General features: G+C 64.7%; 15 protein-coding genes. 11 read left to right on the top strand and 4 right to left on the bottom strand.

The features are described from left to right. Positions 1–27: 27 nt before the first annotated feature. From AB6724_RS19205 to AB6724_RS19190, 4 genes are read right to left on the bottom strand one after another with little or no spacing between them, the layout of a single operon-like run. Positions 28–582, bottom strand: coding sequence for a hypothetical protein (locus AB6724_RS19205; RefSeq protein WP_369340140.1), 555 nt, complete (start codon positions 580–582; stop codon positions 28–30). 31 nt (positions 583–613) lie between these two features. Then, positions 614–1,618 (bottom strand): HpcH/HpaI aldolase/citrate lyase family protein, encoded by a 1,005-nt coding sequence (locus AB6724_RS19200; protein WP_369340139.1) that lies wholly within the window; start codon positions 1,616–1,618, stop codon positions 614–616. Next, a complete protein-coding gene (tam, locus tag AB6724_RS19195) occupies positions 1,615–2,433 on the bottom strand; it encodes a trans-aconitate 2-methyltransferase (protein ID WP_369340138.1) in 819 nt (272 codons plus the stop codon). The genes AB6724_RS19200 and tam overlap by 4 nt, the downstream gene beginning before the upstream one ends. A 10-nt stretch (positions 2,434–2,443) precedes the next feature. After that, positions 2,444–3,430 carry a malate dehydrogenase gene (locus tag AB6724_RS19190; RefSeq protein WP_369340137.1) on the bottom strand — a complete coding sequence of 329 codons (987 nt, stop codon included), beginning with the start codon at positions 3,428–3,430 and terminating at the stop codon, positions 2,444–2,446. Positions 3,431–3,661: 231 nt separating this feature from the next. On the opposite strand from AB6724_RS19190, the gene AB6724_RS19185 reads away from it, so the two are divergent. From AB6724_RS19185 to AB6724_RS19135, 11 genes are all read left to right on the top strand, one after another. Further along, positions 3,662–4,453, top strand: coding sequence for a GntR family transcriptional regulator (locus AB6724_RS19185; RefSeq protein ID WP_369340136.1), 792 nt, complete (start codon positions 3,662–3,664; stop codon positions 4,451–4,453). A 146-nt stretch (positions 4,454–4,599) separates the two neighbouring features. After that, on the top strand, positions 4,600–5,025 hold the full coding sequence (sdhC, locus tag AB6724_RS19180) for a succinate dehydrogenase, cytochrome b556 subunit (protein ID WP_369340135.1): 426 nt from the start codon (positions 4,600–4,602) through the stop codon (positions 5,023–5,025). Positions 5,026–5,066: 41 nt separating this feature from the next. Then, the gene (sdhD, locus tag AB6724_RS19175; protein ID WP_369340134.1) at positions 5,067–5,429 is read left to right on the top strand and encodes a succinate dehydrogenase, hydrophobic membrane anchor protein; all 363 of its coding nucleotides are present in this window, start codon (positions 5,067–5,069) and stop codon (positions 5,427–5,429) included. A 33-nt stretch (positions 5,430–5,462) separates the two neighbouring features. Beyond that, the gene (gene sdhA, locus AB6724_RS19170) at positions 5,463–7,268 is read left to right on the top strand and encodes a succinate dehydrogenase flavoprotein subunit (protein ID WP_369340133.1); all 1,806 of its coding nucleotides are present in this window, start codon (positions 5,463–5,465) and stop codon (positions 7,266–7,268) included. Between the two features lie 27 nt (positions 7,269–7,295). Next, positions 7,296–8,000 (top strand): succinate dehydrogenase iron-sulfur subunit, encoded by a 705-nt coding sequence (locus AB6724_RS19165; RefSeq protein ID WP_369340132.1) that lies wholly within the window; start codon positions 7,296–7,298, stop codon positions 7,998–8,000. Then, entirely contained in the window at positions 8,000–8,293 is a 294-nt protein-coding gene (locus AB6724_RS19160; protein WP_369340131.1) for an FAD assembly factor SdhE, read from the top strand. Before AB6724_RS19165 ends, AB6724_RS19160 begins: the two co-directional genes overlap by 1 nt. Positions 8,294–8,323: 30 nt before the next feature. Then, positions 8,324–9,634 carry a citrate synthase gene (locus AB6724_RS19155; RefSeq protein ID WP_369340130.1) on the top strand — a complete coding sequence of 437 codons (1,311 nt, stop codon included), beginning with the start codon at positions 8,324–8,326 and terminating at the stop codon, positions 9,632–9,634. 211 nt (positions 9,635–9,845) lie between these two features. After that, positions 9,846–11,060: an efflux RND transporter periplasmic adaptor subunit gene (locus AB6724_RS19150; protein WP_369340129.1), complete on the top strand. Its 1,215-nt coding sequence runs from the start codon at positions 9,846–9,848 to the stop codon at positions 11,058–11,060. Between the two features lie 38 nt (positions 11,061–11,098). Then, entirely contained in the window at positions 11,099–14,221 is a 3,123-nt protein-coding gene (locus AB6724_RS19145) for an efflux RND transporter permease subunit (RefSeq protein ID WP_369340148.1), read from the top strand. Further along, positions 14,218–17,523 (top strand): efflux RND transporter permease subunit, encoded by a 3,306-nt coding sequence (locus tag AB6724_RS19140; RefSeq protein WP_369340128.1) that lies wholly within the window; start codon positions 14,218–14,220, stop codon positions 17,521–17,523. The genes AB6724_RS19145 and AB6724_RS19140 overlap by 4 nt, the downstream gene beginning before the upstream one ends. Beyond that, complete coding sequence (locus tag AB6724_RS19135; protein ID WP_369340127.1) at positions 17,520–18,935, top strand: efflux transporter outer membrane subunit; 1,416 nt, start codon at positions 17,520–17,522, stop codon at positions 18,933–18,935. The genes AB6724_RS19140 and AB6724_RS19135 overlap by 4 nt, the downstream gene beginning before the upstream one ends. The last annotated feature ends 40 nt before the right edge of the window (positions 18,936–18,975 follow it).

Genomic DNA, 18,975 nt, shown 5'->3' with positions numbered 1-18,975 from the left:
ATATGCCAGCCCTCAGCCTTGCCGGACTTACTTGCTGTCCAGCAGGCTGGGAGGCGGGTTCTTGCGGATGGCTTCGGCCACCTGCTGCTGCTCGGGGCTCATGCATTCGTCGGCCAGGCGCTGGCCGGCCTTCTGGTTCATGAGCATGGACTTGTTGGCGATCTGCAGCCACACGGCACCCGCGGCCTTGTCTTCCAGGCGGACCGTGCCGGTGGAAGTCTTGACGGGCGACATGTGGTACTTGAAGCCGCGGCCGTCGACGAGGAAGTAGCCGGGGTTGGCCGTGTCGGCGGCCACGTTCACGTAAGCACCCAGCTCGCAGGGAATGCGGCCCTTGAACACGCGTTCGGAAATAGCCAGCTCTTCCGTGCCCAGGGCCTCGGAGGCGGGGCCGGCTGCCACGGCGGCAGCGCCGGCACCTGCAGCGGCGGCGGTGGCTGCGGCCTTGCTCTTGCTGGCGGGCTTCTTGGCAGCGGCCTTCTTGGTCGCCGTGGCCTTGGTGGAGCTTGTCTGGGCCAGGGCGGAGTGGCTGACTGCCAGCAGGGGCGCTGCAATCATCAAGGTAGCAATAAGGGTCTTCATAGGAATCAGCTCCTGCAGACTTGTTATGGGGTCAATGGGTTGATGCCGGAGCAAACCAGGGTTGAACTTCAACCGGCAAGGCCTGCCCCGTCTGATGAGCGCGCTCCAGCAACTGCCAGAAATAGCGGTAGCTCGCGCGGTCGTGTAGTACACCACCAAAACTGATGGGGCCCCAATTCTGCACCTGCGCAGAGGTAAGAATTTGTGCCGCCTGTCTAACTTCGTCTTCCGCGGGCGCAAATGCCCGCAGGATGGGCCGGATCTGGTCGGGATGGATGCTCCACATGCGTATGTAGCCCAGCTCGCGCGCGGCCTTTTGCACGCAGGCCTCCAGAACCTGGGGGTTCTTGAACTCCGTGACCACGCAGTGCGACGGCACTTTGCCATGCGCATGGCAGGCGGCGGCGATCTCCAGCTTGGCACGCAGCACCAGAGGGTGCTCGAACTGGCCCTGGGCCGTCATCGCAGCAGCCGGAATCGCGCCGCCATGGGCCGAGACAAAGTCCATGAGGCCGAACGAGATACTCTGCACCGCGGGATGGGCTGCAATCTCGAATGCCTGGTGCACGGCCGCCGGCGACTCTATCAAAACATGTAGCGGCACGCGCTTGTCCGTGGCGCGCTGCAGGGCTTTTTCAGCCTTTAAAACATCATCCACCGATTCCACCTTGGGAATCATGATGTGGCAGAGCTTGCCCGCTGCGCCGCCCGCGATGATGTCCATATCGGCCTGAAAGTGGGCATGGTCCACGGCGTGCACACGGGCAGCCACGCGCGCACCGGCCGCAGCGCCGTTGGCCAGCTCGGTCACCAGCCTGGCGTGGGCAGCTTCCTGCCCCACGGGCGCACCGTCTTCGCAGTCCAGCGTGACGTCGAACACGCAGGTGCCGAACTCGGCCATCATTTCAGCCTGCAGCTGCAGACTTTTGCGCATGCGCACTTCCACGCCGCTGTAATGGTCGCAGACCGGCAGGCGCAAAGAGCCGCCTTGCGCATCCAGCAGCACCTCGGCGGGATGAACCAATTCTTTCGTCATGACTTGCGCTGAGCCACCATGAAAAGTCGGGGGAAAGCCAGCAGGCGCTTGCCGTCGGCTCGCTCGGGATAGGCCGCAGCGATGCGGCGCTCGTATTCGGCCAGGAACTCGGCCTGCAACTCGGCGGGCAGGCCTTCGACGAAAGGCTTGAGGCCCGTGCCGCGCAGCCACTGCACAATGGCCGCTGCCGACTCCATGGGGTGCTGGTAGATGGTGTGCCACACATCCACGCTCGCCGCCTCGCGCTCGGGCGCGGCCGGCAGAGGCGCGGCCAGCAGATCGTAATAAGCTCCTATGGGCAGGATATCGGTACGCACCTTGTCCGCATCGCCGATATAGGGAGCGAACCGGGACAGACGCGCGACTTCGCGCATGTTTCGGTGCGAGGGTTCCTGACGGTTGTCAGGCATCTGCACCGCCAGCACACCACCGGGCGCCAGCAGCGAAAACAGACGGGGAATCAGGGCCTCATGCTCGCCCACCCACTGGATGGAGGCATTGGCGTAAATCAAATCAGGTGCCGGCTCACCTTCGGCAGGTGCCCAGGAGGCAATATCGCCGGCCTCGAACCTGGCCTGCGGCAACTGCTTGCGTGCAGTCTCCAGCATGGCTTCCGAATTATCGACACCGAGAACATCGGCGCCGGGAAAACGCTCCACCAGAAGCTCGGTGGAGTTACCCGGCCCGCAGCCCAGGTCCACGATCTGGAGGCGGCGAGCCGGTTGCAATCCTGGCACCCGCGCCAGCAGCTCTGCAGCCGGGCGCGTGCGCTCATTGGCAAAGCGCAGATACAGCGCGGGGTTCCAGTCTTGCATGGGCACCTAATTACAGCAGGTGCTTGACGCCGTCTTGCTCGCCTTGCAGCTCGGCCAGGGTCTTGTCGATGCACTCTTGCGAGAAGGCGTCGATTTCCAGGCCTTCGACGATCTTGTATTCGCCGTTGGCAGTGGTGACGGGGAAGCCGAACACGATACCGGCAGGAATGCCGTATTCGCCGTTCGAAGGCACGCCCATGGTGACCCATTCGCCGTTGGAGCCCAGGGCCCAGTCACGCATGTGGTCGATGGCGGCGTTGGCGGCCGAGGCAGCCGACGACAGGCCGCGAGCAGCGATGATGGCGGCGCCGCGCTTGCCCACGGTGGGCAGGAACACGTCCTTGTTCCACACTTGGTCGTTGATCATGTCCTTGACCGACTTGCCGTCCACGGTGGCGAAGCGGTAGTCGGCGTACATGGTGGGCGAGTGGTTGCCCCACACGGTCAGGTGCTTGATGTCGCCCACGGCGAAGTTGGCCTTGGCCGCCAGCTGGGAAGCGGCGCGGTTGTGGTCCAGGCGCAGCATGGCGGTGAAGTTCTTGGCCGGCAGATCGGGAGCCGACTTCATGGCGATGTAGGCGTTGGTGTTGGCGGGGTTGCCGACCACCAGCACCTTCACGTTGCGCGAAGCCACGGCGTTCAGGGCCTTGCCCTGGGCGGTGAAGATCTGGGCGTTGGCGGCCAGCAGGTCGGCGCGTTCCATGCCGGGGCCGCGGGGACGGGCACCCACCAGCAGAGCGTAGTCGGTGTCCTTGAAGGCGGTCATGGGGTCGCTGTGGGCTTCGATGCCGGCCAGCAGGGGGAAGGCACAGTCTTCCAGCTCCATGATCACGCCCTTCAGAGCGTTTTGAGCCTTCTCGTCGGGAATTTCCAGCAGTTGCAGAATAACGGGCTGATCTTTACCCAGCATTTCGCCGGAGGCGATGCGGAACAACAGGGCGTAACCGATTTGGCCAGCTGCGCCGGTAACGGCGACACGGACGGGCTTCTTGCTCATGGTGAAACTCCAGTATTGGAAAAAAGTGGGATGTTAGGGGTGCCAGGTAGCACCAGCGTAACCACTAGTTGCCCAAGCTCCGCAAACATGGCGGCAAGTGTACTGCTGATTTCAGAGCCTGGTCAATTTGTCTTATGTCTTATATAAGATATGATCCGAACCTACGCCATGAGTCAAAGCTGCTTGTTTTTCGCTCATCGCATCGCGGAGGCGAAACCTTCAAAACCAACTATGTCCACCCTTCACAACACAGCTCCAGACACCCCTGCCGGCAATCATGGCAGCACTGGCGTATCCACTCCGGCGTTCAGCCCTTTGTACCAGCAGATCAAGGGTCTGATCCTGCAGAGTCTGGAAGCCGGCGAATGGCGCCCCGGAGAACTGATCCCCAGTGAAATGGAGCTGGCAGCCCGCTTCAAGGTCAGCCAGGGCACGGTACGCAAGGCCATCGACGAGCTGGCCGCCGAAAACCTGGTCATGCGCCGCCAGGGCAAGGGCACTTTTGTCGCCACCCACGCCGCCCAGCAGGTGCAATACCGCTTCCTGAAACTGCACCCCGACGCCGGCGATCTGCAGGGCGAAGGCCGCGCCGAGCGCCACATCCTGGACTGCCGCCGCCTGCGCGCCCCCGCCGAAGTGGCGCGTGCGCTGGCACTGCGCACCGGAGACGCGGTGATGCATGTGCGCCGCATCCTGTCTTTTGCAGGAATTCCCACCATTCTGGAAGACATCTGGCTGCCCGGCAACGCCTTCAAGGGCCTGACCGTCGAGCAGATGTCCAACTACCAGGGCCCGACCTACGCCATGTTCGAACTCGACTATGGCGTGCGCATGGTGCGGGCCGACGAAAAAATTCGCGCCGTTCTCCCGGACGCGGAGCAGGCCCAGCTGCTGGGCATCCCCAGCACCACCCCCCTGCTCAGCGTGGAGCGCACCGCATTCACCTACAACGATGTTCCAATGGAGTTACGCCGCGGTCTTTACCGCACCGATACACACCATTACCGCAATGCATTGAACTGAATCACCCCGGAAAAGCGTTGATTGCTACGTATGTCAATCATCTGCTATGCAATTTCGGCTAACGCATTCTGCTGCATTGCAATAGAATTTTGTGTCGCTTCGCACTAGCGATTACAACGCAGTTACATCCACGAAAGTACCCTGCCATGACAGAGCAAAAAGCCAAACAGCGGCCAGAGTTCCGCAATATCAATTTTTTCAGCGATCTACCGACCTATCGCCTGCCCCTGGCAGGCATTGTGTCCATCCTGCACCGCGTCAGCGGCCTGCTGATGGCGATCCTGCTGCCGTTCATCATCTGGATGTTCGACAAGTCGGTGTCGTCGGAGATTTCGTTTGACGCCTTCACCTCGGTGTTCGCGGGCCCGTTCGGCTGGTTTGCCAAGCTGGTCTGCCTGGCTCTGATCTGGGCCTACCTGCACCACTTCTGCGCCGGCGTGCGCCATCTGGTGATGGACGTGAACCACCACGCCGTGAACAAGCAGACCGGCAAGTCCACTGCTGCCACCGTGCTGTTCATCAGCGTTGCCCTGACCGTGGTGCTTGGCGCCAAGCTGTTTGGTCTGTACTGATCAGCGCCCAGTCAATAACACCTCACGATAAGGAAACAACCATGTCCGTGAATTACGGCTCCAAGCGCACCGTTGTCGGCGCGCACTATGGCACCCGCGACTTTCTGGCCCAACGCTCCACTGCCGTCCTGATGGCTCTGTTCACCGTGGTGCTGCTGGTGCGCTTTCTGCTCGGCGGCCCCGTGGGCTACGAAATGTGGGCCGGCATTTTTGCTCCCCAGTGGATGAAGTTCCTGACCCTGGCCCTGTTCGTGGCTCTGGGCTGGCACGCCTGGATCGGCGTGCGTGACATCTGGATGGACTATGTCAAGCCCGTGGGCCTGCGCCTCACGCTGCAAGTGGTCACCATTGTCTGGCTGGTCGGCTGCATCGGCTGGGGCATCCAGGTTCTGTGGCGTCTCTGATCGAGACACGGTCTCCACGATTGAAGGTTAAGAATGAGCTATACCAAAGCAAATATCACCAAGCGCAAGTTTGACGTCGTGATCGTCGGTGCCGGCGGCTCCGGCCTGCGCGCTGCGCTGGAACTGTCGCGTGCCGGCCTGTCGGTCGCCTCGCTGTCCAAGGTTTTCCCCACCCGCTCGCACACCGTGGCGGCTCAGGGCGGCGTGTCCGCCTCGCTGGGCAATATGAGCGAGGACAACTGGCACTATCACTTCTACGACACCATCAAGGGCTCGGACTGGCTGGGCGACCAGGACGCCATCGAGTTCATGTGCCGTGAAGCGCCGAACGTCGTGATCGAACTCGAACACTTCGGCATGCCTTTCGACCGCAACCCCGACGGCACGATCTACCAGCGCCCCTTCGGCGGCCACACCGCCAACTACGGCGAAAAGCCCGTGCAGCGCGCCTGCGCCGCGGCCGACCGTACCGGCCACGCCATGCTGCACACGCTGTACCAGCAGAACGTCAAGTCCAAGACCAACTTCTTCGTGGAGTGGATGGCTCTGGACCTGATCCGCAACACCCAGGGCGACGTGGTCGGCGTGACCGCCATCGAACTCGAAACCGGCGACCTGTACGAGCTGCACGCCAAGGCCGTGCTGCTGGCCACCGGCGGTGCGGGCCGCATCTTCCAGGCTTCGACCAATGCCTTCATCAACACCGGTGACGGCCTGGGCATGGCCGCTCGCGCCGGCATCCCGCTGCAGGACATGGAGTTCTGGCAGTTCCACCCCACCGGCGTGGCCGGCGCGGGCGTGCTGCTGACCGAAGGCTGCCGCGGCGAAGGCGCCATTTTGCTGAACAGCGAAGGCGAGCGCTTCATGGAGCGCTACGCTCCCACGCTGAAGGACCTGGCTCCGCGCGACTTCGTGTCCCGCTCCATGGACCAGGAAATCAAGGAAGGTCGCGGCTGCGGTCCCAACAAGGACTACATCCTGATGAAGCTGGACCACCTGGGTGCCGACACCATCCGCAAGCGCCTGCCTTCCGTGGAAGAAATCGGCCACAACTTCGCCAACGTGGACATCACCAAGGAACCGATTCCCGTGGTGCCCACCATCCACTACCAGATGGGTGGCATCCCCACCAACATCAACGGCCAGGTTGTGACCTGGGACGGCGAGAAGAACAATGTGGTCAACGGCCTCTACGCCGTGGGCGAATGCTCGTGCGTGTCGGTGCACGGCGCCAACCGCCTGGGCACGAACTCGCTGCTGGACCTGCTGGTCTTCGGCAAGTCCGCCGGCAAGCACATCGTTGAATTCGTCAACGGCTTTGGCGCTCACCACGCCGTGCCCGCCGACGGCGCCGACCGCACCCTGGCCCGCCTCAACCAGCTGCAGGACTCCAAGGAAGGCACTTACGCCCAGGACATCGCTGGCGACATCCGCGCTTCGATGCAGACGCACGCCGGTGTGTTCCGTACGCAAAAGAGCATGGACGAAGGCGTCGAGAAGATCAACGCCATCCGCGAGCGCGTGGGTTCGGTGACTCTGAAGGACAAGTCCATGGTGTGGAATACCGCCCGCATGGAAGCCCTGGAAGTGGACAACCTGATCGAAGTGGCGCAAGCCACCATGACCTCGGCCGCAGCCCGCAAGGAATGCCGTGGCGCACACACCGTGTACGACTACGAGCACCCTGCCGACCACGCCGAATTCCCGCTGGGCCGCAACGACAAGGAATGGCTCAAGCACACCCTGTGGGACAGCGCCACCAACAGCCTGACCTACAAGCCTGTGAACCTCAAGCCCCTGACCGTTGACAGCGTGCCGCCCAAGGTCCGCACGTTCTAATCCAGCAGCCCACGAGAGAAGATCAAAATGAAGCGCACTTTCAAAATCTACCGCTACGATCCGGACAAAGATGCCAAGCCCTACATGCAGACCGTGCAGGTGGAGCTCGACGGCCATGAGCGCATGCTGCTGGACGCGCTGGTCAAGCTCAAGGCCATGGACCCCTCCATCGCCTTCCGCCGCTCCTGCCGCGAAGGCGTGTGCGGCTCGGACGCCATGAACATCAACGGCAAGAACGGCCTGGCCTGCCTGACGAACATGAACACCCTCCAGGGCGACATCGTTCTCAAGCCCCTGCCCGGCCTGCCGGTCATCCGCGACCTGATCGTGGACATGACCCAGTTCTTCAAGCAGTACCACTCAATCAAGCCCTACCTGCAAAGCGATATCTATGCATCGCCCAGCAAGGAGCGCCTGCAGTCGCCCGAAGAGCGCGAAGAGCTCAACGGCCTGTACGAGTGCATTCTGTGCGCCAGCTGCTCCACCAGCTGCCCCTCGTTCTGGTGGAACCCCGACAAGTTCGTGGGCCCGGCCGGTCTGCTGCAGGCTTACCGCTTCATCGCGGACAGCCGCGACACCTCCACGGGCGAGCGCCTTGACAACCTGGAAGATCCGTACCGCCTCTTCCGCTGCCACACCATCATGAACTGCGTGGACGTGTGCCCCAAGCACCTGAACCCCACTGCAGCCATTGGCAAGATCAAGGAGCTGATGGTTCGCCGAACCGTCTGATGCTGATGACGAATACCCTGCTTGAAGAACGTGAGCGCGACCTGCTGCGGTGGCGCTGCCGCCGTGGCCTGGTTGAGAACGATCTGTTCATCGAGCAGTTCTTCGCCACCTACGGAAGCCAGCTGACGCAACAGCATGCAGCTGGCCTGTCTGCCTTGATGGATCTGGCAGACAACGACCTGATGGATCTTTTCCTGCGTCGAAAGGAACCAGAAGGACAACTCGATACCCAAGAAATCAGGGAAGTGCTGGAAATGGTGCGCAAGCGCCAGCCCGGCTCACAGCCCCGGTAGGTTAGGCAAACTAGAGAAGGAAGTTTGGAAATGAAACTCGCTGACAACAAAGCAACGCTGTCTTTCAGCAACGGCGCTCCCAGTGTGGAGATGCCCGTTTACCAGGGCAGCATCGGCCCGGATGTGATCGACATCCGTAAGCTCTACGCCCAGACGGGCATGTTCACCTACGATCCGGGCTTCCTCTCTACCGCTGCCTGCCAATCCGCCATCACCTACATCGATGGCGACAAGGGCGAGCTGCTGTACCGCGGCTACCCCATCGAACAACTGGCCAAGAACTGCAACTTCCTGGAAACCTGTTACCTGCTGCTGTACGGCGAGCTGCCCAACGAAAAGCAGAAGGCCGACTTCGAGCACACCGTGACCCAGCACACGATGGTCAACGAGCAGATGCAGTTCTTCCTGCGCGGCTTCCGTCGTGACGCACACCCCATGGCCGTGCTGACCGGTCTGGTGGGCGGCATGTCGGCCTTCTACCACGACAGCACCGACATCAACAACCCCGAGCACCGCAACATCGCCGCGATCCGCCTGATCGCCAAGATGCCCACGCTGGTTGCCATGGCATACAAGTACGGCATGGGCCAGCCCTACATGTATCCCAAGAACGACCTGTCGTACGCCGGCAACTTCATGCGCATGATGTTCGGCAACCCCTGCGAAGAGTACAAGGTCAACCCCGTGGTTGAACGCGCTCTGGACCGCATCTTCATTCTGCACGCCGACCACGAGCAGAACGCCTCCACCTCCACCGTGCGTCTGTGCGGCTCGTCGGGCACCAACCCCTTCGCCGCCATCTCCGCCGGCGTGGCCTGCCTGTGGGGCCCTGCCCACGGCGGCGCCAACGAAGCCTGCCTGAACATGCTGGAAGGCATCCAGGCCAACGGCGGCATCGAGAAGGTCGGCGAGTTCATGGAACAGGTCAAGGACAAGACCAGCGGCGTGAAGCTGATGGGCTTTGGCCACCGCGTCTACAAGAACTACGACCCCCGCGCCAAGTTGATGCAGGAAACCTGCAACGAAATCCTGGCCGAACTGGGCCTGGAAAACGACCCCCTGTTCGCCCTGGCCAAGAAGCTGGAAAAGATCGCCCTGGAAGACGACTACTTCGTGCAGCGCAAGCTCTACCCGAACGTGGACTTCTACTCCGGCATCGTGCAGCGCGCCATCGGCATTCCCGTGAACCTGTTCACCGGTATCTTCGCCCTGGCCCGTACCGTGGGCTGGATCGCCCAGCTCAACGAGCAGATGGCCGACCCCGAGTACAAGATCGGCCGTCCCCGCCAGCTGTTCACGGGCTCCGTGTCCCGCGACGTCAAGCCCATCGCCCAGCGTTGATCCCCAGACCGGGTCTGCGGACCCGGCCTTGGCTCCCCCAAAAAGCCCGCAAGCCTCGCGCCTGCGGGCTTTTTTGCGTCCGGCGGGCCGACATCTCGGTCGCTCCTGCGGCGCAATCCTCCGGGGTCGAACGCCAAAAAATGGCCTTGACCTACAAGAATGCGGCGGCAGCTGCGCTTTTATGTTGGGGTAAGGCTTTGCGCGAGGCTCTATGCAAGACACCCTGCCCCCCGGGGGTCATCCGGAGAAGCGCCGTTCCCGGCTCTGGATCATCCCGTTGATCGTCCTGATCGCCATAGGCATTGCGATCTGGATGCACTTGCGGCACGCACAAGCCCCCAGCCATGGCCCAGCACCGCAGGTCGTCGGTGTGGCCACGGCAGCGCGTGGCGACATGCCCGAGATCCTCAACGCACTGGGCACCGTGACGCCCGAAGCCACGGTCACGGTGCTGCCCCAGCTCAGCGGCTACCTCACCGAAGTCGGCTACCGCGAGGGTGAGATGGTCAAAAAAGGCCAGTTTCTCGCGCAGATCGATGCCCGCCAGTATGAAATCACGCGCCAGCAGGCCGAGGCACAGCTGGCCAAGGACCAGGCCGCGCTCGCCCAGGCCCAGGCCGATCTGCAGCGCTATGCACAGCTCAACGAGCGCAAATCCATAGCCCCCCAGACCTATGCCGACCAGCAATTCCTCGTGAAGCAGCAGCAGGCCGCCATCAAGGCCGACCAGGCCGCGATCGCCCAGGCCCAGCTCAACATCAGCCTGTGCCGCATCACGGCGCCCGTGGCCGGGCGCGTGGGCCTGCGCCTCGTGGACCCTGGCAACTACGTGACGGCCTCCAGCCAGCCCGGCATCGTGGTGATCACCAGCGTCAAGCCCACGACCGTGGAGTTCAACGTGCCGCAGGCCGCGCTGGCGCGCGTGCTGCAGCGCTTCCACTCGGGCGAGCCGCTGACCGTGGCGGCCTTCAGCAGCGACAACGGCAAGCAGGTGGCCAGCGGCACGCTCTATGCCATAGGCAACCAGATGGCGACGAGCACCGGCACGGTGACGCTGCGGGCCCGCTTCGCGAACGACGACGAGGCGCTGTTCCCCAACGATTTCGTGAACGTGCAGCTGCATGTGGACACTCTCAGGGATAGGGTGCTTGTGCCCACGGCCGCGATCCAGAGCGGAGCGCCGGGCAACTTCGTGTTTCTGGTGAACGCCGACAGGAGCGCGGTCTCGGTGCGCAAAGTCGCCATCGGACCTGCCGACGGCAAAAACACCGTGATCAGCCAGGGACTGTCCGTCGGCGACACCGTGGTGGTCGACGGCGTGGACCGCCTGAGCGAGGGCGCACGCGTCAAGCTCCAAAACACCAGCCGCCCCGCGGGAAATGCGGCCGCGGCGACTCCGGGCATGGCTGCTGGCGCGGCCCGCTGAAGCGCGCAGCATAGCTTCAGGGCAACGAGTCTTCCATGCTGAACATCTCCCGCCCCTTCATACTGCGTCCGGTCGCGACCACGCTGCTCATGCTGGCGCTGGTGATCGTGGGCCTGGTCGCCGTGCGCTTTCTGCCGGTCTCGTCGCTGCCCAGCGTGGACTATCCGACCATCCAGGTACAGACCTTCTACCCCGGTGCCAGCCCGGACGTCATGTCCACCACCGTCACGGCGCCGCTGGAAGTGCAGCTCGGCCAGATCCCGGGCCTGCAGCAGATGACCTCGTACAGCTCGGCCGGCGCTTCCGTGATCACGCTGCAGTTCGACCTGGCACAAAGCCTGGACGTGGCGCAGCAGAACGTGCAGCAGGCCATCAACGCCGCCAACAGCTTTCTGCCCTCGGGCCTGCCCGCACCTCCGACCTATGCCAAGGTCAACCCCGCGGACCAACCCATACTCACGCTGGCGGTGACCTCCAAATCCATGTCGCTGACCCAACTGCAGGATGTGGCCAACAACCGGCTGGCCGCGAAGATCTCCGAAGTCGCCGGCGTGGGCCTGGTGGTCACAGCGGGCGGCAACGTGCCCGCGATCCGCGTCGAGGCCGACCCGCAGAAGCTCGCGGCCCATGGCCTGAACCTCGACGATCTGCGCACGCTGCTGGCCAATGTCAACGTGAGCCAGCCCAAGGGCAATTTCGATGGCGAGGCACTGGACTACACCATCAACTCCAACGACCAGATCAACGACCCGCAGCAGTATCTGAACACCGTGGTGGCCTACCAGAACGGGGCGCCCGTGCATCTGCGCGACGTGGCGCACGTGAGCCAGGCCGCGCAGGATGTGGAGCGCGGCGCCTGGTACAACGGCACGCCGGCCATCGTGCTGAACGTGCAGCGCCAGCCCGGCGCCAATGTGATCAAGACGGTGGACCAGATCACGCACCTGCTGCCCAGCCTGCGCACCACGCTGCCCGCGGGCATGGAGATGACGGTGGTGCAGGACTCCACGGGCATGATCCGCGCCTCCGTCAACGATGCGGCTTTCGAGCTGGTGCTGGCCGTGGCGCTGGTCGTGGCCGTGATCTTCGTGTTCCTGCGCAATCTGCCCGCGACCATCATCCCCAGCATCTCGGTGCCGGTCTCGCTGATAGGCACCATGGCGCTGATGTATGAGCTGGGCTACTCCATAGACAATCTCTCGCTGATGGCCTTGATCATCGCCACGGGCTTTGTGGTCGATGACTCCATCGTGATGATAGAGAACGTGGTGCGCTATCTCGAAGAGGGCCTGGCGCCGCTCGATGCCGCACTCAAGGGAGCGGGCCAGATCGGCTTCACCATCCTCTCGCTCACCATCTCGCTGATCGCGGTGCTGATTCCGCTGCTGTTCATGGGCGGGGTCATAGGCCGGCTGTTCAGCGAGTTCGCGGTGACGCTGGCCGTGACCATCGTGCTTTCGGCCGTGGTCTCCCTGACCGTGGTACCCATGCTCTGCGCGCGCGTGCTGCGGGCCAGGCGCCAACGCAAGGCCAGCCGCTTCGAGAAGGCCAGCGAAAGCCTGTTCAACCGGACGCTGGCGGCCTACGAACGCAGCCTGGCCTGGGTACTCAACCACCAGACGCTGACCCTGATCGTGGCAGCCATCACCGTGGTCACCACGGTCATGCTCTACGTCATCATCCCCAAGGGGCTGTTTCCGGTGCAGGACGTGGGCGTGATCCAGGGCATCAGCGTGGCGGACAACTCGGTCTCCTACCTGGCCATGGAGCAGCGCCAGGCCGCGCTGGCCGAGCTCATCCTCAAGGACCCGGAAGTCCGCGATCTCACCTCCTATGTGGGCGTGGACGGCACCAACACCACGCTGAGCCAGGGGCGCTTTCTCATTTATCTGAGCGACCGCGACCAACGCAGCAGCAGCGCCGCCGAAGTGGCGCGCCGGCTGCAGCAATCGGTGGCCGGCGTGGCCGGCATCCAGCTGTATCTGCAGCCCGAGCAGGATCTGACGCTGGACACCACGGTATCGCCCAACCAGTACAGCTTCGTGCTGCGCGGGCCGAACCGGCAGCTGCTGCAGCAGTACGCGCCGCAGCTGGTGCAGCGGCTCAAGCAGCTGGCATCGGTCAGCGACGTGAGCAGCGATCTCGACAACCTGGGCCTGGCCGTGAACGTGGAGGTCAACCGCGAACTCGCGGCACGCTACGGCATCACGGCCGCGACCATAGACAATGCGCTGTATGACGCACTGGGCCAGCGCATCGTCTCCACCATCTTCCAGCAGGCGGGCCAGTACCGCGTGATCCTCGTGGCCAAGCCCGAGACCCTGCCCACCATACAGTCGCTGGGCAACCTCTACCTGCCCAGCCAGACCGGCAGCGGCGGCCAGGTGCCTCTCAGCGCCATCGCCAAGCTGCAGATCACGCGCGTGCCGCTGGCCATCTCGCATCTGGCGCAATTCCCGGCGGCCACGATCTCCTTCAACCTCCGACCCGAGGCCTCGCTGAGCACGGCGGTGCGCGAGGTCCGCGCGACCATCGCGGCCGCGCAGTTGCCCGGCTCCATCACCACCTCCTTCCAGGGGGCGGCCGCGGCCTTCGAGGACTCGCTGTCCAGCGAGGTCTATCTGCTCATCGCGGCGCTGGCCGCCGTCTATGTGGTGCTGGGCGTGCTCTACGAGAGCTACATCCATCCGGTCACCATTCTCTCGACCCTGCCCTCGGCAGGCATAGGCGCGCTGCTGGCGCTGATGCTGGCGGGCAAGGATCTCGACGTGATAGGCATCATCGGCATCGTGCTGCTCATAGGCATCGTCAAGAAGAACGCGATCATGATCGTGGACTTCGCGCTGGACGCCGAGCGCGAGCACGGCAAATCCCCGCGCGACGCCATCTTCGAAGCCTCGCTGCTGCGCTTTCGGCCCATACTCATGACCACCTTCGCGGCCATGCTGGGCGCGCTGCCCATGCTGCTGGGCACGGGCACGGGCTCGGAGCTGCGTCGGCCGCTGGGCCTGGCCATCGTCGGCGGCCTGGCCTTCAGCCAGTTGCTCACGCTGTTCACGACCCCCGTGATCTATCTGTTCTTCGACCGCCTGGCGTGCCGCGCCGGGCGCGGCGGGCGCGATGCGCATGGCGACAGACCCGAGCCACCGGAGGCTCCATGAACATCAGTGCGCCCTTCATCCAGAGGCCCGTCGCGACCAGCCTGCTGGCGCTGGCGCTGCTGGTCTCGGGCTTGCTGGCCTACTTCCGGCTGCCGGTCGCGCCGCTGCCCAATGTGACCTTTCCGGTCATCGTGGTGCAGGCCAGCATGGCGGGTGCCAGCCCCGAGACCATGGCCGCCACGGTGGCCGCGCCGCTGGAGCGGCGGCTGGGCACCATCGCCGACGTCACCGAACTCACCTCGATCAGCAGCGTGGGCTCATCCATGATCGTGGTGCAACTGGGCTTGTCACGTGACATCAACGGCGCGGCACGCGACGTGCAGGCCGCGATCCAGGCCTCGCGCGGCGACCTGCCCAGCACGCTGCGCAGCAACCCCACCTACCGCGAGTTCAACCCCGCGGACACGCCGGTGATGGTACTGGCTCTGACCTCGGACACCATGACCAAGGCCCAGCTCTATGACTCGGCCAGCTCGGTGATCCAGCAGCAGCTCTCGCAGATCAGTGGCGTCGGCCAGATCACGCTGGGCGGCGGCGCCCTGCCCTCGGTGCGTGTGGAGCTTGAGCCCGGCAAGCTCAACAGCTACGGCATAGGTCTGGAGGATGTGCGAGCGGCCATCACCGCCGCCAATGCCAACAGCGCCAAGGGCCATCTGGACGAAGCGGGTCAGCGCTTCCAGGTGCTGTCCAATGACCAGATAGGCAAGGCCGCGCCCTACCGCAAGCTGGTGATCGCCTACCGCAACAACGCTGCCGTGCACCTGTCGGATGTGGCCAGCGTCCAGGACTCCAACGAGAATCTGCGCAACGCGGGCCTGTACAATGGCAAACCGGCGGTGCTGGTCATCGTCTACCCCATGCCGGGCAGCAATATCGTGAAGACGGCCGCCCAGATCCGCAAGGTGATGCCCGTGGTGCAGGCCAGCCTGCCCGGGGACATCCGCATCGGCATGGTGGTGGACCGCTCGGCCTCGGTCAATGCCTCGGTGTCGGATACCGAGCGCACCCTGTTCATTGCCGTGCTGCTGGTGGTGGGCGTGGTCTTCGTGTTCCTGCGCTCGCCGCGCGCGGTGCTGATCCCCGCCGTGGCGCTGCCGCTGTCCATCGTGGGCAGCTTCGGGCCCATGTATCTGCTGGGCTACAGCATAGACAACCTCTCGCTGATGGCCCTCACCATAGGCACGGGCTTCGTCGTGGACGACGCCGTGGTGGTGCTGGAGAACATCGTGCGGCATATGGAGGACGGCATGCCGCCCAGGCAGGCGGCGCTGCGCGGCAGCTCCGAGGTGGGCTTCACGGTGATGTCCATGAGCCTGTCGCTGATCGCCGTGTTCCTGCCCATTCTGCTCATGCCGGGCATAGTCGGGCTGCTGTTCCACGAGCTGGCGATGACGCTGTCCATCGCCATCCTGCTGTCCCTGCTGGTCTCGCTGACCGTCACGCCCACCATGTGCGCCTACCTGCTCACGCGCCAGACCCTGGACAGGCCCCCGTCCCGGCTGCGCAAGCTCATCGATGCCGGTTTCGAGCATTTCAAGCAGGGCTACAGCCGCTCGCTGGATGCGGTGCTGGACCATGCGCTGCTCACCGGCATCGTGCTGGTGCTGCTGGTCATGGGCAATGTGGCGCTGCTGCGCTATCTGCCCGGCACCTTCTTCCCCGAGCAGGACACCGGCATTCTGGTCGGCCAGATCATCGCGGACCAGAGCATCTCCTTTTCCGCCATGTCCAAGAAGCTCTCCCAGCTGCAGCAGATCGTGCAGGAGGACCCCGCGGTGCAGGCGGTGGCGGGTTTCACGGGCGGGCGAGCGCTGAACACGGCAAACGTCTTCATCCAGCTCAAACCCCTGTCCCAGAGGCATCTCTCGGCCGCGCAGGTGGTCAGTCGGCTCAGGCCCCGGCTGAATGCTGTCTCGGGTGCGCGGCTGTTTCTGCAGGCCCAGCAGGACCTGCGCATAGGCGGGCGGCAGTCGGCGGCCGAATACCAGTACACGCTGACCTGCGACGGCGCCGTGACGCTCAACATCTGGGTCCCCAGGCTGCTCGACCAGCTGGGCAAGCAGCCTGGCCGGCTGCTGGACCTGAACTCCGATCTGCAGCAGCGCGGCCTGCAGACCTTTGTGAGCATCGATCGCAGCGTGGCGGCACGCTACGGCTTCCAGCCCAATCAGATCGACAATGTGCTCTACGACGCTTTCGGCCAGCGCACGGTCTCCACCATCTACAACCCGCTGAACCAGTACTTCGTGGTCATGGAGTACGCACCGCGCTACTGGCAGTCGCCCGAGGCCCTGAACCAGGTCTACCTGAGCACGGCCGCAGCCAACCCCGCAGGCACTCAGCAGACGCAGGTGCCGGGCCGGCTGGTTTCGGGCATCGCGGTCTATAACGCCACGGGCACGACCGTGGCCGCGGCCGGCACGGCAGCCGGCAGCAGCGCCCAGGCCAATCTGCTCAACAACGCCATCTCCAACAGCCGCGGCGGCAGTTCCAGCGGCAGCGCCGTGACCACGACGGCCGAGACCATGGTGCCGCTGTCGGCCCTGGCCACCTGGAGCAGCAACCACACGGCCACCCAGGTGAACCACCAGGGCGGCACGGTGGCCGCCACCATCTCCTTCAACCTGCCGCCGGGCGGTTCGCTGAGCCGGGCCCGGGAGGCCATCGACGAGGCCGTGGCGCAGATCCAGATGCCGGCCACGGTGCATGGCTCGTTTGCGGGCGCGGCCCAGGCGTATTCGCAGTCCGTGAGCACGGTGCCGCTGCTCATCGTCGCGGCGCTGGCCACGGTGTACCTGGTGCTGGGCGTGCTCTACGAAAGCGCCATCCATCCGCTGACGATTCTCTCGACGCTGCCGTCGGCCGGCATAGGCGCGACGCTGGCGCTGCTGATCTTCGGCACGCCGTTCTCGGTGATCGCCATGATTGGCATGATCCTGCTGATAGGCATAGTCAAGAAGAACGGCATCATGATGGTGGACGTGGCCATACAGGAGCAGCGCCAGGGCGGCAGCAACGCGCGCGAGGCCATCCACAAGGCCGCGGTGCTGCGCCTGCGGCCCATCATGATGACCACGGCCGCGGCCGTGCTGGGCGCCGTACCCTTGACCATAGGCATAGGCCAGGGGGCCTCGCTGCGCCAGCCCCTGGGCATCACGGTGATGGGCGGGCTCATACTCAGCCAGGTCTTCACGCTCTACACCACGCCGGTGATCTACCTCTTCCTCGACCGGCTGCGCGCACGCCTGGCGCTCTCCGCGCGGCAACTGCCCTGGCACCGGACAGCGGAGTCTGCTTCATGACAAGCCATCGCCTTATCCGTACCGCCACCGCCGCGCTCTGCGCCGCAGTGCTGGCGGGCTGCGCCAGCGGCCCCGCCTATCAAAGGCCGGTCGTGGACATGCCCGCGGCCTTCAGCGAGCTGCCGGGCTGGACGCTGGCCCGTCCCGATCCCGCCGGGCCCAAGGGCGACTGGTGGCGGGACTTCCGCGACCCGCTGCTCGACGAGCTCGAGCCCCAGGTGGCCGTCTCCAACCAGAACGTGCGTGCGGCCTATGCCAACTACCAGAAGGCCACGGCGGCCATCCAGGCGGCGCGCGCGGCCCTGTTTCCCACGCTGGGCATCAATGCCTCGGCCTCCCGGCAAAATGCATCAACAGGCGGTGTGAGCACGGGACCGACCACCAGCAAGTCGGCGGCAGCGGCCGTGAGCTGGTCGCCCGATCTCTGGGGTCAGGTGCGCGACAGCGTGCAGCAAAGCCGGGCCCTGGCCCAGGTCAGCGCGGCGACCCTGGCCAATGCCACGCTATCCGCACAGATAGCGCTGGCCACGGCCGTGGTGGAGCTGCGCGTCGCGGACGAAAACGCCAGGCTGCTGCAGCGCGCCGTGGACAGCTACCGCGAGAGCCTGCGCGTGGTCACGGACCAGAACACCGCGGGCACCATCCCGCCTTCCAATCTCTACGCGGCGCGCGCGCTGCTGGAAACCACCCAGGCCAATCTCGTGGCCGTTGGCGTGGCGCGCGCCCAGTATGCGCATGCGATTGCGGTGCTGGTGGGCAAGACGCCCGAGGAGCTGCAGATCGCGCCCGCGGCGACCATGCCCGAGCTGCCCGGCGTGCCCCTGGGCCTGCCCTCCACGCTGCTGCAGCGCCGCCCCGACATCGCCGCTGCCGAACGCCAGATGGCCGCGGACAATGCGGCCATAGGCGTTGCGCATGCGGCCTTCTTCCCCTCGCTCACACTCTCGGCGACCAGCGGCTTCGCGGGCGCTCTCGGCGCCAGCAACCTGATCTGGTCGCTAGGCGCGTCGCTGGCGGGTACCATCTTCGATGGCGGCGCGCGCAGCGCCCAGCTCGCCGAGGCCCGCGCGCAATATGAAGCATCGGTGGCCGGCTACCGCGGCGTCGTGCTTGGGGCGCTGCAGGACGTGGAGAACGATCTGGCGGCGCTGCGCATCCTCGAGCAGCAGCACCAGGCGCTCGATGCGGCGGTGCAGGACGCCACGCAGAGCGCGTTGATCGCCTTCAACGAGTACCAGGCCGGCACGGTGGACTACACCACGCTGGCCACGACCCAGGCCACGCAGATCGGCAATCAGCAGTTGCAGCTCAATGTGCGGCTGCAACAGCTGCTGAACACGGTGACGCTGATCGGCGACCTGGGCGGCGGCTTCGAGGCCGGCCAGCTCGATGCGCCCCCGGCGCCGCGCTGAGGCTCGCCGCCGCATGCCCTGCCATACCCCCGGGCCATGC

This window comes from Comamonas guangdongensis, assembly GCF_041079535.1.
GTDB classification, from domain to species: domain Bacteria; phylum Pseudomonadota; class Gammaproteobacteria; order Burkholderiales; family Burkholderiaceae_C; genus Comamonas; species Comamonas guangdongensis.
The sequence above is the reverse complement of the archived record's forward strand: the minus strand, read 5'-3'. Positions and strand labels throughout refer to the sequence as shown.

Excerpts from the sequence above, each read along its gene's own strand:
- AB6724_RS19205 (WP_369340140.1), bottom strand. The coding sequence starts at position 582 with ATGAAGACCCTTATTGCTACCTTGATGATTGCAGCGCCCCTGCTGGCA.
- AB6724_RS19200 (WP_369340139.1), bottom strand. The coding sequence starts at position 1,618 with ATGACGAAAGAATTGGTTCATCCCGCCGAGGTGCTGCTGGATGCGCAA.
- tam (WP_369340138.1), bottom strand. The coding sequence starts at position 2,433 with ATGCAAGACTGGAACCCCGCGCTGTATCTGCGCTTTGCCAATGAGCGC.
- AB6724_RS19190 (WP_369340137.1), bottom strand. The coding sequence starts at position 3,430 with ATGAGCAAGAAGCCCGTCCGTGTCGCCGTTACCGGCGCAGCTGGCCAA.
- AB6724_RS19185 (WP_369340136.1), top strand. The coding sequence starts at position 3,662 with ATGTCCACCCTTCACAACACAGCTCCAGACACCCCTGCCGGCAATCAT.
- sdhC (WP_369340135.1), top strand. The coding sequence starts at position 4,600 with ATGACAGAGCAAAAAGCCAAACAGCGGCCAGAGTTCCGCAATATCAAT.
- sdhD (WP_369340134.1), top strand. The coding sequence starts at position 5,067 with ATGTCCGTGAATTACGGCTCCAAGCGCACCGTTGTCGGCGCGCACTAT.
- sdhA (WP_369340133.1), top strand. The coding sequence starts at position 5,463 with ATGAGCTATACCAAAGCAAATATCACCAAGCGCAAGTTTGACGTCGTG.
- AB6724_RS19165 (WP_369340132.1), top strand. The coding sequence starts at position 7,296 with ATGAAGCGCACTTTCAAAATCTACCGCTACGATCCGGACAAAGATGCC.
- AB6724_RS19160 (WP_369340131.1), top strand. The coding sequence starts at position 8,000 with ATGCTGATGACGAATACCCTGCTTGAAGAACGTGAGCGCGACCTGCTG.
- AB6724_RS19155 (WP_369340130.1), top strand. The coding sequence starts at position 8,324 with ATGAAACTCGCTGACAACAAAGCAACGCTGTCTTTCAGCAACGGCGCT.
- AB6724_RS19150 (WP_369340129.1), top strand. The coding sequence starts at position 9,846 with ATGCAAGACACCCTGCCCCCCGGGGGTCATCCGGAGAAGCGCCGTTCC.
- AB6724_RS19140 (WP_369340128.1), top strand. The coding sequence starts at position 14,218 with ATGAACATCAGTGCGCCCTTCATCCAGAGGCCCGTCGCGACCAGCCTG.
- AB6724_RS19135 (WP_369340127.1), top strand. The coding sequence starts at position 17,520 with ATGACAAGCCATCGCCTTATCCGTACCGCCACCGCCGCGCTCTGCGCC.